We start from the raw sequence: 15079 nt of genomic DNA, 5'->3' as shown, positions 1-15079 counted from the left end.
CATGCATCGAGTTATATTAATCCTAATGCTCGTCGCCATGACGAGCATTGTTGGCTATTCATGGTCATCAAGATCGATTGAAACACCGCCATCTCCTGTCCAACACACAGAAGTGGAACAACATGTTTCTATAGCGACTGATGACTATAGTCCCACATCAAACACAACTGGCCTTTCAGACAACTACATTTCGGAAAATAGACAAGCCCAAGCTGAAAACCTGCACGGAAAAGCGTATGCAGAAAACTTAACTGAACTCGAAGGAAAGGCGCTACAAAATCAGCTCGATGAGTTTTGGAGGCTTTGCCGCCAAACAGGAAATTGCACTGAACAACTCGCGCAGTTGAAGTCTGAGTTACCGATGGAGTGGTTTGAACTATTAAGCGATTACCCAAAGCTTTCTGCTGATTGGCAAGTAAGGGAAAGCACAATGCCACTCGAATCTATAGACTCTTTGGAAGCACGGGTTGAGCTGTTTAAGCAGTCTGCACGAGAGGTATGGGGAGAGTTAGCCCACCAGCTATTTGCCGATCAATTTGCGCATTTGGATTTTACGCTTAGCGCAAACACGCTTGAGGAAATCGAACCCACCGAGTTTGTCTTACATTTCCAAGATTTGCTCTCGGAATGGGAAAGTAAATCGGGAACGTTAAACGCAGAAACTCCAGCTCAACAATACGAGCTTGCTGTCTCTTTGCTGCCTAACAGCTATAGCTCTACTGAATTAGCGACCATCAAGGCTGAACTTCAAGATACATATTTGGATGCAGCACAGGCCGATAATATCGCCGCGCGCGAACAACAAGTGGCGCAACAGCAGCAGACTGTGATGACGTATCACGAACAACTGGATCAATTGAAATCGACCTTAGACTCTCAACGTTCAGCAAATCATGCCAATTGGGATGCACAACAATGGAACGACTACTATCAACAACAAATAGCTGAATTTCGTGAGCAGTTCTTTGAATAAGATAGGTTCAGACAGTCAAGCTAAGTTAGACCGTCACGAAACTGCGCGGGCGTTTTACTCAACCAACCTTTAAACGCCCTTCTGAAGTTTGCAGGATCACTATAGCTAAGCCTTTCACCGATGTCATCAATACTCATGCTTGTGCCGAGTAATAGCTCTTTCGCTAACTCAATTCGGACTTCAGTAAGTAAGGCTTGATAACTGGAATTATGAGAGACCAGTTCTCGCCGAAGTGTGCGAGAACTGCAACCAAACTCTACGGCGAGTTGCTCGATAGTCGGGAAGCTACCTGCGGTTTGATAAAAGATCGTTTTGATCTGATTCGTTAATAGATGTTCAGAGTCCAGCGTCTCCACTATCGACTGACAAGAAGTGAGGTAACGTTTAAGCGTTGCAGCATCATGGGTGGCTAATGCTTGTGATAAAACCGAGGCGTCGAAGCGCAGCTCACAGGTTGTATGTCCGAACGTCACCGGACACTGAAAGCGTTCGTCATAGAGCCTGGCATAACTTGGTTCAGCATAAGGGAAAGACAACGCTTTAATTGCCAACGCATCGCCAGTTAACTCTTGGAACAAAGAGAGGATTGAGCTTAAGAAATACTCGTTACAAAACGGAAGCAGCTCTCCAACTTCCAAGGTATTTTCAATTTGAATAACCGCATGTTCAGCATCAACAATCAGCTTAACCGAGAATATAGGCCCGTTTAAACGCAGGTATTTAAAGCCTGATTTAATCGCCTCGCCCACATTCTGACTGGTCGACAGTGCGTAACCCAAAACACCAAAGTGGCTCAAGCTGGCGTGTTCCCCCAACCATAAACCCAAACCATCGTGTGGAAAGCTCTGGTTAGCCGCACTGAAGATGGACAGTTTATCCGCATAAGTCAGCTTCCCATTTGGATTTTGCCAATCTAGGCTTTCTAACCCGGCACCAGCAAGCAGTGCTTCAATATCCACACCTCTTTGCGCCAGTGTATTCAGCAACAATGCGACATCCAATGTGCCTAATTGGTGGCGATGCTCGGTTGGCATGTATTCCGCGATAACTTCCAATTAAATCCCCTTATACTGAGCCTGTTCCCACGCTCATGACTACTCAGCTTCAACAACCCAAGCTAACAAAATCGTGATTGATAACCTGCTCTTGTCCGGTTATGACCTCCCAATTCTACGTTACTCGTCGCACAATGCTGTTAATTGTTAAATTTATGTGAACCATCGCAATGATAAAAACAACCCCTGCTCCACACAGCTTGATTGATTCTAATGGTCAGCCGACGATTGGGCATTTCGATGGCATTCCAAAACATCTCAACATTGAAAAATTCGACTATCGAAACGCCATGGACGCCAAAGCAAACCCGTGGCAAAAGCACTTCCATTACAAGCAGTTTCAGTTTGTCAGCATTGTTACCGAGACTCACATAATCGGTGTGGCCATTGCTGACATTCGCTATTTGAGTTCTGCGTTTTGCTACATCTACGACATCCAGAATAACGAGTTAGAAGAGTGCTCATGGTTACGACCACTGGGGCTTGATAAACAGGTAACGAATTCCCCGTTAGAAGGCATCACACACATCGCAAGGCAAAGCATTGTGTTTGATATTGAGGATGAACAATGGAAAGTGTCAATCAACACGAAACTTATCAAAGCCAAGGTTTGCCTAGAGCCAAAAAGCGACAGCTTACCTATGGCGATGTGCAGCCCAACCGGTTACTCGGGTTGGACCTACACCCAAAAGCATAACGCGTTAAAAGTAACCGGCAGCATTGAGATTAACCAACAACCTATTTCCTTAGACCAAGCTCGTGCTGGGTATGATTTCTCAGCGGGATACATGAGGCGTGAAACCAGTTGGCGCTGGGCAAGCATCAACACAAAATCCAATAATACCGACATTGGCCTCAACCTCGCAGCGGGTGTCAATGAAACCGGAGGATGTGAAAACGTATTGTGGATAAATGGCACCAGACACTTGCTCAATGCGGTGCAGTTTACGTTTAGTCGTCAAGACACGAATCTACCTTGGAAGATAACCTCGCAAGATGGTCGTATTAATCTGACTTTCACCCCTCTCAACAAGCGCAGTGAAAAGCTAAACCTATGGTTGCTGAAGAGTAACTTCCGTCAGTTTGTCGGTCATTTTTCAGGTTCGATTCAAGACAACAGCGGCATAACCCACAAACTGGATCATGTACTTGGTTTGACGGAAGACCACTTTGCTCGTTGGTAATACATTCCAGAGCCAGTTCTCAAAAATAGCTAGTTCGCAAATATAACTGGTTCTCAAATACAGCTGGATCTAAAACACAAATAGTGGAGATAGGAACAAGAAATGAACATCGACGCATTAATCAATCACCCTGAATGGCTGCTGTTGGTATTGGCTCCGTTGTTCATGATCTGTATGTTGGCCGAGTATTTCATTGGTCAGAAGCAAGGTCGATTGCCAGACAATTCAAGTTACAAGCTATCGGAAGTCATGTGTAACTTCACGCTAGCAGGCATGCACCAACTCTCCGATTTATTGACCGGGCTACTGATCGTCCAGCTCTATCTGTGGCTGTTTGGCTGGCGCTTAATGGATATTGAAATGGGTGTGCTGAGTTTCATTGTATTAATGGTTCTACAGGACTTTTTCTACTACTGGTTCCACAGAGCAAGCCACCGAGTTCGCTGGATGTGGGCAGCGCACGTAGCCCACCACAGTTCTGAACGTATGAACTTCAGTACCGCATTTCGCCAAAGCCTAATGTACCCGCTTGCAGGGATGTGGTTATTTTGGGTGCCACTCGTCATCATAGGTTTCGACCCTAAATGGGTGATCTTCGTTGTACTTCTGAATCTGGGTTTACAATTCTTTGTGCATACTCAGTGGGTACGAAGCCTTGGGCCTCTGGAATATCTTTTTAATACCCCATCCCACCATCGTGTTCATCATGGCAGAAACCCGCAATACATAGACAAAAACTACGCTGGCGTTCTTATTATCTGGGACAAGTTATTTGGGACTTTTGAACCTGAAGTCGAAACAGTGCGTTACGGCGTCACCAAGCCTGTAGAGAGTTTCAACCCGATAACGGTGACCTTTCAAGAGTGGAAAGCCATATTCAAAGATCTGCAAAGCCAAAACCTAACCATGAAGCAGAAAGTAAAGTTAATGCTCTCACCACCTTCTGACTAGATAGCCTGCATAAAATAGACCGCTCAAACCTAATACACTTTATGGAAGTCGATAAAATTAAAGGTGAGATCGCTTACCCAAAAGTCCCCGTCCAAGTCGGCACCCTGAACGTATCTTTTGTCACCCACCTCTAAGGTGATAATGTACTTTCCGGCTATCAGCCCTTCTACCATGTAAAAACCGTCACTCTCGATTTCGCTCGAATACTCAGTCCCTTTCTGAATATGTTTAAAGTGCAGATACGCATTGCTCTCGATAGCCCCCTCCACTGCGCCATCGACCCCAAATGACACCACCATTTCGATGTTCGCATGAGTTAATCCAACCTGTTTGGTATTCACAAACACAGGATTTTGAATCGGTGTGAGATTCAGGTCTAGTGCCCCTTCATCAATATAGATAGGTAGATTGCTTCGAGCGGGAACACTCGAAAATTCAAAACGCCCTTTTGCATCACTTACCGCGCGTTGGTCGAGTATCTGCAGGCTCACTCCGGATATCGGTTGCTTGTGGTGATCATAGACAACCCCAGTCAACTTAGAATGGTTGTATCGGTTCCACTCAACAAACTCACCGATGTCCTCATCGAAGTAGGTTTTAGCCCCAAATTCCGTCGTCATTTCCACACCGTATTGGTCTTCTGTCCCTTCTAACTTAAACAGCAGATAAGGATTCACACGTGCCTCTAAAGAGGCAGTAAACGACACATCTTGTTTCTGGTAGCGAGCAGATACGTTGGTGGTGAGCTCTTGGAATACATTAAGAGGATCAAGCACACACTCTTTACAGGCGTTTCTTAAAGAGAGCTCTGTGCGTTCATGATGCCCTGAACCATTAACCGTTCCAGAGATGTTCCACGAGGTATCAGAAAAACCACTTTTGGCAAGCTCGACTGTGTGTAAGTAGGTATCTTCATGGGTGTCCTTTGCGTATTGATAATCGCCCGCATAAGAGAGGAACAGATTGCTCGATACTTTGGCGTTCAGTTTTGGCTCGACACTGAGTTCATCTTCATCGTCTCTTATGGTTAAAAAGGCCGTGAGATTTGCAAGCGACAAATTGTATTTGAATACGTCATATTCCATCGACTCTGAATCCAGTTCATCGGTTTTATTGAGCTCGATTGACGCAGATTGGTCGCCGCCGAGTAAGACATCAAACTCCATTGGAAACCGATTAAACTCGGGTAACCAACCGATATGACCTGCAAACCAATGTGTCGGTAAGTATCGCCCCTGAAAGCCAACTAAGTCTTTGCCATGTTGCCGCCTGAAAGCGCTGCCCACGGTAAAGTAATCAGCAAGTCCATACTCCAAAGACACAGCACCCGCTCTGTCTGCACCTTCATTCCCGACCACCTGAACGCCCCACTCGTTGCGTGGCAAAAAAGCATCTTCTAAACCAGCGACGGTAATCTCTTCTTCCTGCCAGACACCTTTCGATAGGTAGTAGCGAAACTTAATGGTGTCACCGGGTGAGATGTTGTCTTCTTCAACAACAAAGCGTCCAAACTCGTCAGAACGATAGGTCGTTTGATAGATGCCATTAACCAACACATCGATGCTGATATTGGGCTGAGTAGTACGCTCCAGTTGTAAGTTGCCAAACTCTGGCTGACGCTTTCGGTTGGTATAATACAGTCCATCTTCGAGTGTTTGATTGACGGTAAATACGCTGCCATCTAGCAGCACGTGTCCAATTTCAAGTGAACCTTCTCCATCATGTGCCTCAACCGCAATGTTGTAATAGACGATAGGCTGATCTTCTCGCGAATCAATAGACAAGCGAGACAAGGAATGTTCGGTGCTTAAGATGGTGTCGGAAATGGCATAAACATCACCGCCCGTTTCACTGTCGTGGTAAACAGAAGCTGCTACTCTTGTTGCCAAACCCACGGTCGCAAGTGGCTCTATGGCCGGAGTGTTACTGGCTCGCTTCAAGTCTTCTGCTTTTTTACGGGATTCATTTTTGATCTTAGAGATCACCGCTTCCAACTCGGTTAACGAGCTGAACTCAGGAGAGACGGTTAGCCGATAGTCATCAATATCCCATCGGACTTTGGCGGGAATACAGGCTTGTAGGCTATACCAATGGATATAGGTTTCCGAGTCAATCACTTCAAATTTGATTGACTGGATATTGCTGTCATCGCGATAACAAAGCGCTTGCTCAGTATCAACGACATAAGGAGGAGACTCGCGCCCAACATCTTGCGGTAAGTAGATTTCACAATAGCCGTTGTCATCGCATTGCCCATTCATCTCTAACAGCGAAAACGCGGCATTTGATATCGAGATAAACGGCTCTTCGTAATCATCCATCATGACACGATAAAAGCTATCGCCAACTTGCCCGACTCGAACTTCGATATGAGCAGGATAAAGTTCAGTGTCCTCGCTTTCCCCTTCTGACTGCGAATGAGCGACAAATGGAAACAGAGAACAGAGCAAGGCAACTCGACAAACCAAATGTTGGAACATGGATCTTGTCGTCACTCAGTCGAGTGCACAACACAGTTCAAGCTACAGAACACATTCGTACAAAGGCTGGTCGTTCTGCACCAATGAAACCTTCGAGCCCTTTGGTAGCGGTTTGGTTAATTCTGCATTGCGAAGTAACACCACCTTTTCGCTGTGTTCGTCGACATTCAATTTAGCGCTGAATTGGAAATTACCGTCATTCGTGATCTTGAGGCTCTGATCATCACATTGAAACTTCACATCTTGTACCTGCTCACCTTTTTGTACGTAAACCGGTACATAGCTGTTGATATGAAAATTGAGTTGAAACGCCGAACCGTTGTTAGAACGAACCTTTCTGGATAAATCTGGCGGGGAAGCTTCAGCAGCCTTCGCGATCGGCGAAAACCATAGGTAAGCTCGATATTCGCCATCTGGCATGTCGTCTGGCAATGCGTTCATGCGCAAGCGAACGGTGCGTCTTTGGTTGGGTTTCAATTCACGAATGATCGGCGGTGACACTTTAATCCAATCAGCGATATTTTCAGACTCAGCGATGTCTGCGTCGGTACGAACTAAGCCACTGGCCTTTACTGATCGATAGATTGGTTTGATCTCCAATCGAATCGGTTCATCCGAATTGTTCTCCACCACGATTTTTTCCGTCACAGAGGTATCAGCATCTAAGACAAAACGAGTTGGAGCGATTAGGAGTTGAGCAGAGGCTTGTGCCGTGAAAAGTAAGCCGAGAACACATGAGATAAACAACTTCATTTATAATTAACCTCAAAAGGAATTGTACTGGTATAAACGCCAGCGGGATGATTAGCGCCGATTTTCACTCTCGCACCAATGCACAGCAATTTGCTTCTTCCATTGCCTTTGATTTTTGCTCTGCCTCGCTTTGATAAGCCGCAACCAAAATAGAACTTTTTAATACGAAGACGTTTGGATTTACGAGAATGGTTGAGGTACTGCTTAGAGGGGAGCGAAACCACGATCTTTTTACCCGGTTCACCTTCTACATAAAAGCGAACTACGTAAACCTGACTATTAGCCGGATTAGCATCAGCATTTTGACCCGAGCCAGAGATATACATACCCGGAAATTTAACCTCCATATTTTCAGGAATAATTTCCAGAGCATGAAACGGACTTGAATAAAAAGTCAGACCGATATAAATCGCGTATTTGAATAGAAACTTCATCGTAAAAATGGCTGCTCTATAACAGCCATAATATCATACTGGTTTCACTTAATTACTGGTAAGTCACATCTACTGCAACGTTTGCAGTATAAGTACCAGCAACTAATGTTGAACTTGAAGTACGTGCAGTGCCGCCAATATTAAGGTTCGCATTACCACCCGTTAGAGTTATAGCGCTATTAAAGTCGAATTCCGCAGCGATCGTATTTGCACCGTTAACTAAGTTAGTGTGAGAAATACTTACTGTTACTGCATCACCAGACTCTCCAGAAAGCGTAAACGCCGCAGCTCCCGCATCACCTTGAGCGACAACAACATCAGTTGTGTTATCTGAAGTGATGATACCGAAGTCCAAATCACTCGTTTTTGTCATTGTAATTGCTTGTTTTACTTCTAGTGTTGCATCAAAAGTGTCACTCACAGCGAAAACGTTCGCTGAAGAGATAGAAAGTGCAGATACAGCAACAACCTTAAAGACTTTGTTCATTTCTTTAATCCTTTATATAAATTCGGCTTTATTATTAGGGTTACCTAACAGTCAATCAGAGTTAACAATTAAGTAACAACAATCCTATTTAGAAAATATATATATTGACACTTATTTATAAAGAAATGAGGCGCAGTGAGAATAAGATCACGCAAATTGATATAAATAACACTAACAAAAATGGTGGTATTTAGGTGTTTTTATTAATTAGATATAAAACTGGTTTTACACTTAGTCCCTTTAATTTTATACGTCATTATTTTTATAAAAAACGCTTTATTTAAAACATCCGAACAATAAACAAAAGTAATAACAAAGAACTTTATTTAAATGAATCACTATATAGGTCACCGTGTTGCAATATAGTCTCAAAAATGAAACAAACCAGTATTAAAATCAAATTGTAATAAAAGTGAAATGATAGATTTTCGTATTAAGAAGTTTAGACCTAAGTTTTAAACATAGCCTTTAAATAGTATTAAAAATGAGATACATATATCTATCCAACTTAATTCCCCCCTGCAATCATAAATACCCTAAGACTCATCAAAACTAAGTGAATTATATTGCAGAAAGACTACGAATTTGGGGAGAGCATTAGACATGAAGATCTAACAGTTTAAACGGCCGTCTGATATCTTAAACATCTGTACCTTGATAGTGACCCTGATTCTCCACCACCGCCGCTCATGTAAACCGTAAACAGGCAGAACCGTTACGAAAAAACCGCCACAATTCTATTCAAAAGCTTCCCTGTCGACTCGATTGAATAGTAAAGCACCGTTTTCCGGCAATTTATTTGTGATCTGGGTTGCACGCGTACCGCATACTATCAGATACTGAACAAAACTAACCTTCAGCCACAGTAAACGTCGTCCGCTTACTGTTCAGGAAATTCAATGAGTTCAGATAATCAGCCAACCTACTTCTTTTTCGATTACGAAACATGGGGCGTGAGCCCAGCGGAAGATCGTCCGAGTCAATTCGCAGGTGTTCGTACCGACCAAGATTTCAATGTTATCGGAGAACCTTTGGTTATCTACTGCCAACCTCCTGCTGATTATCTTCCTGCACCTGAAGCTGCGCTGATCACTCGCATCACACCACAAAAAGCCATGTCTCAAGGCCTACCTGAGCCTGAGTTTATTGCCAAGATTCATGCAGAGCTTGCAAAGCCAAACACCACAAGCCTTGGCTACAACAGCATTCGATTCGATGACGAAGTAACGCGATACACCTGTTACCGCAACTTCATTGACCCGTACGCATGGAGCTGGCAAAACGGCAACTCACGCTGGGATCTACTCGACGTGATGCGCGCCGTACACGCACTTCGCCCTGAAGGTATAGTTTGGCCAGAGAATGAAGAAGGTTACCCAAGCTTCAAACTGGAACACCTATCTGTGGCAAATGGCATTGAACACGAAAACGCGCACGATGCGATGGCCGATGTTATTGCGACTATTGAATTAGCGAAAAAGCTGAAAGCTGCACAACCTAAGATGTTTGATTACCTCTACAACATGCGCCACAAACGCAAGTTGAATGAATTAGTCGACATCGTAAACATGACACCTTTAATGCACGTGTCAGGTATGTTTGGTCGTGATTGTAATTACACAAGCTGGATTGTGCCGATGGCTTGGCATCCAACCAACCAAAACGCCGTTATCGTGGTGGACTTAGCGAAAGATCCTAGCCCACTGCTTGAGCTAGATACTGATGAGCTAAGAGACAGGCTCTACACCAAACGCAGCGAGCTAAATGAAGATGAGTTGCCAGTCCCAATTAAGCTGGTACAACTCAACAAGTGCCCTATTCTCGCACCAGCAAAAACACTCACGGCTGAAAACGCGGAAACGATCGGCATTGACCGTCAGCAGTGTTTGAAGAACCTTGCACTATTACGTGAACATCCAGAGATTCGTGAAAAGCTGATTGGCTTGTACTCACAAGAACGTGAATACGAAAAAAGCGATGATGTAGACACACACCTTTACGATGGCTTCTTCTCTCCGGCAGATAAGACCGCGATGAACATCATTCGTGAAACTGACCCGAACAACTTGGCCGCTTTGGACATCACTTTCAGCGACGAACGCATTAAACCGTTGTTGTTCCGTTACCGCGCTCGTCATTTCCCATGGACACTTGATGAAGCTGAGCAACTAAAATGGGCGAACCATTGTCGTGAGTTTTACGAGAGTCGCTTAGAAGAGTACATGCTGAATCTAGAAAACCTCGCACATGAAAACGAAAGTGACGAGAAGAAAATGGCTATCTTGAAAGCGGTTTATCAGTACGTAGAAAAGCTAGCTAGTTAATTCATTATCAAGAGATGTGACACTTTGAAAGAAAGATTGATCAAACTCGTTTACTGCTTAATCTCCTTCACCTTAATCATAGGTGCTCTCACTGCAGGTAACGCGTTACAACAATATCTAGAGACCTCAATTCCAGGCAGTATTTTTGGCATGTTGATTCTGTTTACTGCCATGGTGATAGGTATTGTTCCATCACACTGGGTACAACCCGGTGCCAGTCTGATTATTCGTTTGATGATCTTATTGTTCGTCCCAATTAGTGTTGGGTTAATGGATCATTTCGACATGCTTATTGCCAATGCATTGCCAATCATGGCGAGTGCCGTTGGTGGCACGCTCATCGTATTGGTGTCTTTATCATGGTTCTTAGACCGCTTGCTTTCGAGAGGTAAATAATCATGTGGATTCTACTGACCATCGTGGTGTTCCTGTTTGCTCGCTGGGTTAGCCAAAAAGTGAACTCACCACTGTGTAACCCGTTACTGATCAGCATTGGCATCATTATTCCAATTCTGTTGTTCTTCAAAGTGCCTTTCGAGACTTACTACGCAGACAACACTTGGATCACTTACATGCTTCAGCCTGCGGTTGTGGCTCTTGCTTACCCTCTTTACGAGCAATTGCCTCAAATTCGAGCTAACTGGCGCATTATTACCTTTGCCTGCACCTTAGGCAGTGTGATGTCGATGACCACAACAGCAATCATTGCGGTTGCTTTTAAAGCCGACCTTAGCTTAATTGCGAGCCTGTTAGGTAAATCAGTGACGACGCCGATTGCGATGGAAGTATCGAGCCATTTAGGTGGTGAGGCAGCCATTGCCGCAATATTGGTTTTGATCGTAGGTCTGTTCGGTGCGATCTTTGCTTACCCTATCTATAATCTGATTGGTATTAAGAGCCCAATTGCCAGAGGTTTAACCATGGGTACGGTTTCTCATGCTCTGGGGACCGCGACCTGTGCGGAAAAGAACCAAGAAGATGCAGCATTCAGTTCGTTGGCTTTGGTGCTCTGTGGCGTTATCACCTCAATCATTGCACCTAGTGTGTTTTCAGTTGTGATTTGGTTCTATTCTTAACCTAAACGATCACTACGCCGTTCAGCCCAACCAGAATGCTGTTGATTACAGTGTCTGCTTGGGCTTTTTATTCGCATTTATTTAGCAATAGCAGTCAAGTCACGGTCTTTTACGAGCAATAAGTGCGATATCAGCTGTATAAATGGCTCTTGTAATCGATTTCAAGTGTGACCTCACTCTAATTATGCAAACCAATGTAACAGCAACAATTCAATAGTGATCTTTATCACAGAAAATTCCTGAGCATTGCATAAACTTAAAGCCTAAGGTCAATTAAGGATTCAACATGAACAGTCGTATTACCCTGGCGCTGGAAAGTGCTCCATCATCAATGAAAGCGCTTTTGAGTGACATCGTATTAGCAGACAACTTTGACGCGACATTGTCTCCAGAACAGTTCTCTACCCTGCTTCAAGCAAGTGGTTTAGCGGATGACGAACTACGTATTGCACTACTTCCTTTTGCTGCTGCGTATTCATACGCTCCATTATCTGACTTTTACGTTGGTGCAATCGTTCGTGGTTTGTCTGGTACTTTGTACTTTGGCGCAAACCTTGAAATCGCTGGTGCGCAACTTGGCCAAACCGTGCACGCTGAACAATCTGCAATCAGCCATGCATGGATGAAAGGCGAGCAAGGTATCTCAGATATCACCATCAACTTCAGTCCTTGTGGTCACTGTCGTCAGTTTATGAACGAACTGACCACAGCGAAAGAGCTTAAAGTTCAGCTTCCACAACGCGATGAGATGTCACTACAAGAATACCTGCCAGACTCATTCGGCCCTGCCGATCTTGGTATCACAACTGGCTTAATGTCAGAGCTTGACCATAAGTACACGACTGAAGAAACAACTCCTATTGTTGTAGAAGCACTAGCAGCACTTAACCGTAGCCATGCGCCTTACACCAAAAACCTAAGTGGTGTATCACTACAGCTAACAACGGGTGAAATTTTCACTGGTGCTTACGCTGAAAACGCGGCGTTCAACCCGAGCCTGCCACCTCTACAAGTGGCATTAATTCAACTTATGTTAGCTGGCTTCGATTTTGAACAAATTGAAAGTGCAGCTTTGGTTGAAATTGCTGAAGGTAGCATCAGTCACCTAGCGGATACGCAATCTACATTAGAAGCGATTAATCCCGACATTCCAGTGACTTACTTAGCAATCTAAGTACATCTAGTTAACAAAAATTTAAATAAGCAGCTCTATTTAACGGGGCTGCTTTTTTTATGCTTGTAATTAACGCCACAAGTTGCGCAAACGTTTGCTTTTGTCATTTAAATAAGTATGATCACCCCGTTTTCAATCAATCGTTCAAAAGATCGGAAGGAATTTCTATGTTTGGTACTGCTACTCGTGAAAATGCTACTCGTGTACTTCTATTAGGTTCAGGTGAACTAGGAAAAGAAGTTGCTATCGAGTGCCAACGTTTAGGTTTAGAAGTTATTGCTTGTGACCGTTATGCAGACGCACCAGCAATGCAAGTTGCGCACCGTAGCCATGTATTAGACATGTTAGATGGTGATGCGCTTCAAGCTATCATTGAGCTAGAAAAACCAGATTATGTGGTTCCAGAAATCGAAGCTATTGCCACCAGCAAGCTGGTAGAGATGGAAGCGCAAGGCCTAAATGTCGTTCCCACAGCGAACGCGACTAAGTTGACGATGAACCGAGAAGGTATCCGTCGTCTAGCGGCTGAAGAGTTAAAACTGAGCACATCTCCATATCGCTTCGCGGACACATTTGAAGATTTCTCAGCAGCGGTAGAATTCGTAGGTATGCCTTGTGTGGTTAAGCCTGTTATGAGTTCATCAGGCAAAGGCCAAAGCGTTATTAAAACACAAGACGATATTCAAAAGTCTTGGGATTACGCACAAGAAGGTGGTCGCACTGGCGCTGGTCGTGTGATCGTTGAAGGCTTTATCGATTTTGATTACGAAATCACGCTGCTGACTGTTCGTGCTGTTGATGGTGTTCATTTCTGCGCGCCTATCGGTCACCGCCAAGAAGACGGTGATTACCGTGAATCATGGCAACCGCAATTAATGTCAGACAACGCACTAAAAGCGGCGCAATACACTGCAGAGCAAGTCGTTAACGCACTGGGCGGTCACGGTATCTTTGGTGTGGAACTGTTCGTTAAAGGCGACCATGTTATCTTCAACGAAGTATCCCCTCGCCCACACGATACTGGCTTAGTGACTTTAATGTCTCAAGATTCCTCTGAATTCGCGCTACACGTTCGCGCATTTACTGGCATGCCGATTAAGTCAATTACTCAATATGGTCCGTGTGCATCTGCCGTTATCTTAGGCCAAGGCACTTCAAACAACATTCGTTTCGAAGGTCTTACAGAGGCGCTAGACGCACCACAAACGCAAGTTCGTTTGTTTGGTAAGCCTGACATCGATGGTCGCCGTCGTCTAGGTGTGGCGTTGACTCGTCGTAAGAGCACTGAAACAGCGATTGAAGATGCTATTGAGAGTGCTTCAAAAGTAAAAGTGATTTACTAGACAGCTATTTAATTCTCAACAATCACAACTTCAAATCTGAACAATAAAAAAGACGGGCTACTAAGCCCGTCTTTTTGTTGGTATCATTTTTTATATTGAAATAGTTTTTTCACTTGAGAGCTAGTTGAGTTTAAGATTCAGACTCAATCAAATACACTTCTTCACTAAATCGAGATAAGCCTTTCTTGGCAATCTTAGGATGTTCATCGTCTGCGATATCTTGATTCAACAGTGTGATCTTATAACCTGAGAACAACTGTTCGATCTCTAACTTAGGTACGCTAAACGGAGGTCCTGCCATCTCGTTCTGAGCGTAATCTAATGTCACAAGTAAGATCTTGCCGCCCGGCTTTAACCGTTGCTTCAAGCACTCTACATACTGCACACGCATGTCAGCAGGTAAAGCTACCAAAGAGGCACGATCATAGATAATGTCTACAGGCTGAATCGGTGCTGAGAAATAATCACCCGTATAAATATTAAGTTCATCGAATTGATAAAGCTCATGCTGACCACTAATTTGAGTCACAGTCGGCGTGTAAAGATGCTCTGCAAAAAATGCGCGAACCGCAATCTGGCTTAATTCGACACCTTGAACATCTTCATGCTTCGCCGCTAACCAAATCAGATCTTCACTCTTACCACATAGAGGCACGAACACACTCTTCTCGTAGCTAGGTTCCGTCTTTTCCCAAAATTCAATCAGAAGTGGGTTTACATCTTCAAGGTGGAAGCCTATTTGGTTGGCTGCCCATTTATTGTGCCAAAATTCAGGATTATTCATCTTTCGTTCATGTTAAACAGTCATAATGCAAGGGTACAGTATAGAGAGGTAAGAGCAACCT

14 protein-coding genes are annotated in these 15079 nt (G+C 44.2%); 8 read left to right on the top strand and 6 right to left on the bottom strand.

The window, feature by feature from the left end; all coding sequences use genetic code 11:
* Positions 1-25 precede the first annotated feature (25 nt).
* The gene (locus tag ITG10_RS15220) at positions 26-973 is read left to right on the top strand and encodes a hypothetical protein (protein WP_026084128.1); all 948 of its coding nucleotides are present in this window, start codon (positions 26-28) and stop codon (positions 971-973) included.
* A gap of 20 nt (positions 974-993) precedes the next feature.
* On the opposite strand, the gene ITG10_RS15215 is transcribed toward ITG10_RS15220, so the two are convergent.
* The gene (locus ITG10_RS15215; RefSeq protein ID WP_017629750.1) at positions 994-2028 is read right to left on the bottom strand and encodes an AraC family transcriptional regulator; all 1035 of its coding nucleotides are present in this window, start codon (positions 2026-2028) and stop codon (positions 994-996) included.
* 170 nt (positions 2029-2198) lie between these two features.
* Here ITG10_RS15215 and ITG10_RS15210 point away from each other — a divergent pair, with 170 nt between their 5' ends.
* Positions 2199-3212: a DUF2804 domain-containing protein gene (locus ITG10_RS15210; protein ID WP_017629749.1), complete on the top strand. Its 1014-nt coding sequence runs from the start codon at positions 2199-2201 to the stop codon at positions 3210-3212.
* 102 nt (positions 3213-3314) lie between these two features.
* Entirely contained in the window at positions 3315-4163 is an 849-nt protein-coding gene (locus ITG10_RS15205) for a sterol desaturase family protein (protein ID WP_017629748.1), read from the top strand.
* A 29-nt stretch (positions 4164-4192) separates the two neighbouring features.
* Here ITG10_RS15205 and ITG10_RS15200 read toward each other — a convergent pair whose 3' ends face one another.
* The 4 genes from ITG10_RS15200 to ITG10_RS15185 are packed head-to-tail and all read right to left on the bottom strand — an operon-like array spanning position 4193 to position 8317.
* Positions 4193-6643, bottom strand: coding sequence for a carboxypeptidase-like regulatory domain-containing protein (locus tag ITG10_RS15200; protein ID WP_017629747.1), 2451 nt, complete (start codon positions 6641-6643; stop codon positions 4193-4195).
* Between the two features lie 42 nt (positions 6644-6685).
* Entirely contained in the window at positions 6686-7396 is a 711-nt protein-coding gene (locus tag ITG10_RS15195; protein ID WP_017629746.1) for a molecular chaperone, read from the bottom strand.
* Positions 7393-7830 carry a DUF4402 domain-containing protein gene (locus ITG10_RS15190; RefSeq protein WP_017629745.1) on the bottom strand — a complete coding sequence of 146 codons (438 nt, stop codon included), beginning with the start codon at positions 7828-7830 and terminating at the stop codon, positions 7393-7395. The genes ITG10_RS15195 and ITG10_RS15190 overlap by 4 nt, the downstream gene beginning before the upstream one ends.
* A 52-nt stretch (positions 7831-7882) precedes the next feature.
* A complete protein-coding gene (locus ITG10_RS15185; RefSeq protein ID WP_017629744.1) occupies positions 7883-8317 on the bottom strand; it encodes a DUF4402 domain-containing protein in 435 nt (144 codons plus the stop codon).
* A gap of 899 nt (positions 8318-9216) precedes the next feature.
* Between ITG10_RS15185 and sbcB the strand changes: the two genes are divergently transcribed.
* From sbcB to purT, 5 genes are all read left to right on the top strand, one after another.
* The gene (gene sbcB / locus ITG10_RS15180) at positions 9217-10641 is read left to right on the top strand and encodes an exodeoxyribonuclease I (RefSeq protein WP_017629974.1); all 1425 of its coding nucleotides are present in this window, start codon (positions 9217-9219) and stop codon (positions 10639-10641) included.
* A 24-nt stretch (positions 10642-10665) separates the two neighbouring features.
* Entirely contained in the window at positions 10666-11037 is a 372-nt protein-coding gene (locus tag ITG10_RS15175) for a CidA/LrgA family protein (RefSeq protein WP_017080643.1), read from the top strand.
* Between the two features lie 2 nt (positions 11038-11039).
* Positions 11040-11717 (top strand): LrgB family protein, encoded by a 678-nt coding sequence (locus ITG10_RS15170; protein ID WP_017629975.1) that lies wholly within the window; start codon positions 11040-11042, stop codon positions 11715-11717.
* Between the two features lie 286 nt (positions 11718-12003).
* On the top strand, positions 12004-12891 hold the full coding sequence (gene cdd, locus ITG10_RS15165; protein WP_017629976.1) for a cytidine deaminase: 888 nt from the start codon (positions 12004-12006) through the stop codon (positions 12889-12891).
* Between the two features lie 167 nt (positions 12892-13058).
* Entirely contained in the window at positions 13059-14234 is a 1176-nt protein-coding gene (purT, locus tag ITG10_RS15160) for a formate-dependent phosphoribosylglycinamide formyltransferase (protein ID WP_248386476.1), read from the top strand.
* A gap of 130 nt (positions 14235-14364) precedes the next feature.
* Here the strand turns inward: purT and ITG10_RS15155 are convergent, their stop codons facing one another.
* Positions 14365-15018 carry a thiopurine S-methyltransferase gene (locus tag ITG10_RS15155; protein WP_017629977.1) on the bottom strand — a complete coding sequence of 218 codons (654 nt, stop codon included), beginning with the start codon at positions 15016-15018 and terminating at the stop codon, positions 14365-14367.
* Positions 15019-15079: the final 61 nt, after the last annotated feature.

The sequence above is a fragment of the Vibrio sp. ED004 genome (assembly GCF_023206395.1).
GTDB lineage: Bacteria > Pseudomonadota > Gammaproteobacteria > Enterobacterales > Vibrionaceae > Vibrio.
This window is presented reverse-complemented; position numbering and strand designations above follow the sequence as displayed.

Coding starts and splice junctions, on each gene's coding strand:
- ITG10_RS15220 (WP_026084128.1), top strand. CDS start 26: ATGCTCGTCGCCATGACGAGCATTGTTGGCTATTCATGGTCATCAAGA.
- ITG10_RS15210 (WP_017629749.1), top strand. CDS start 2,199: ATGATAAAAACAACCCCTGCTCCACACAGCTTGATTGATTCTAATGGT.
- ITG10_RS15205 (WP_017629748.1), top strand. CDS start 3,315: ATGAACATCGACGCATTAATCAATCACCCTGAATGGCTGCTGTTGGTA.
- ITG10_RS15200 (WP_017629747.1), bottom strand. CDS start 6,643: ATGTTCCAACATTTGGTTTGTCGAGTTGCCTTGCTCTGTTCTCTGTTT.
- ITG10_RS15195 (WP_017629746.1), bottom strand. CDS start 7,396: ATGAAGTTGTTTATCTCATGTGTTCTCGGCTTACTTTTCACGGCACAA.
- ITG10_RS15190 (WP_017629745.1), bottom strand. CDS start 7,830: ATGAAGTTTCTATTCAAATACGCGATTTATATCGGTCTGACTTTTTAT.
- ITG10_RS15185 (WP_017629744.1), bottom strand. CDS start 8,317: ATGAACAAAGTCTTTAAGGTTGTTGCTGTATCTGCACTTTCTATCTCT.
- sbcB (WP_017629974.1), top strand. CDS start 9,217: ATGAGTTCAGATAATCAGCCAACCTACTTCTTTTTCGATTACGAAACA.
- ITG10_RS15170 (WP_017629975.1), top strand. CDS start 11,040: ATGTGGATTCTACTGACCATCGTGGTGTTCCTGTTTGCTCGCTGGGTT.
- cdd (WP_017629976.1), top strand. CDS start 12,004: ATGAACAGTCGTATTACCCTGGCGCTGGAAAGTGCTCCATCATCAATG.
- purT (WP_248386476.1), top strand. CDS start 13,059: ATGTTTGGTACTGCTACTCGTGAAAATGCTACTCGTGTACTTCTATTA.
- ITG10_RS15155 (WP_017629977.1), bottom strand. CDS start 15,018: ATGAATAATCCTGAATTTTGGCACAATAAATGGGCAGCCAACCAAATA.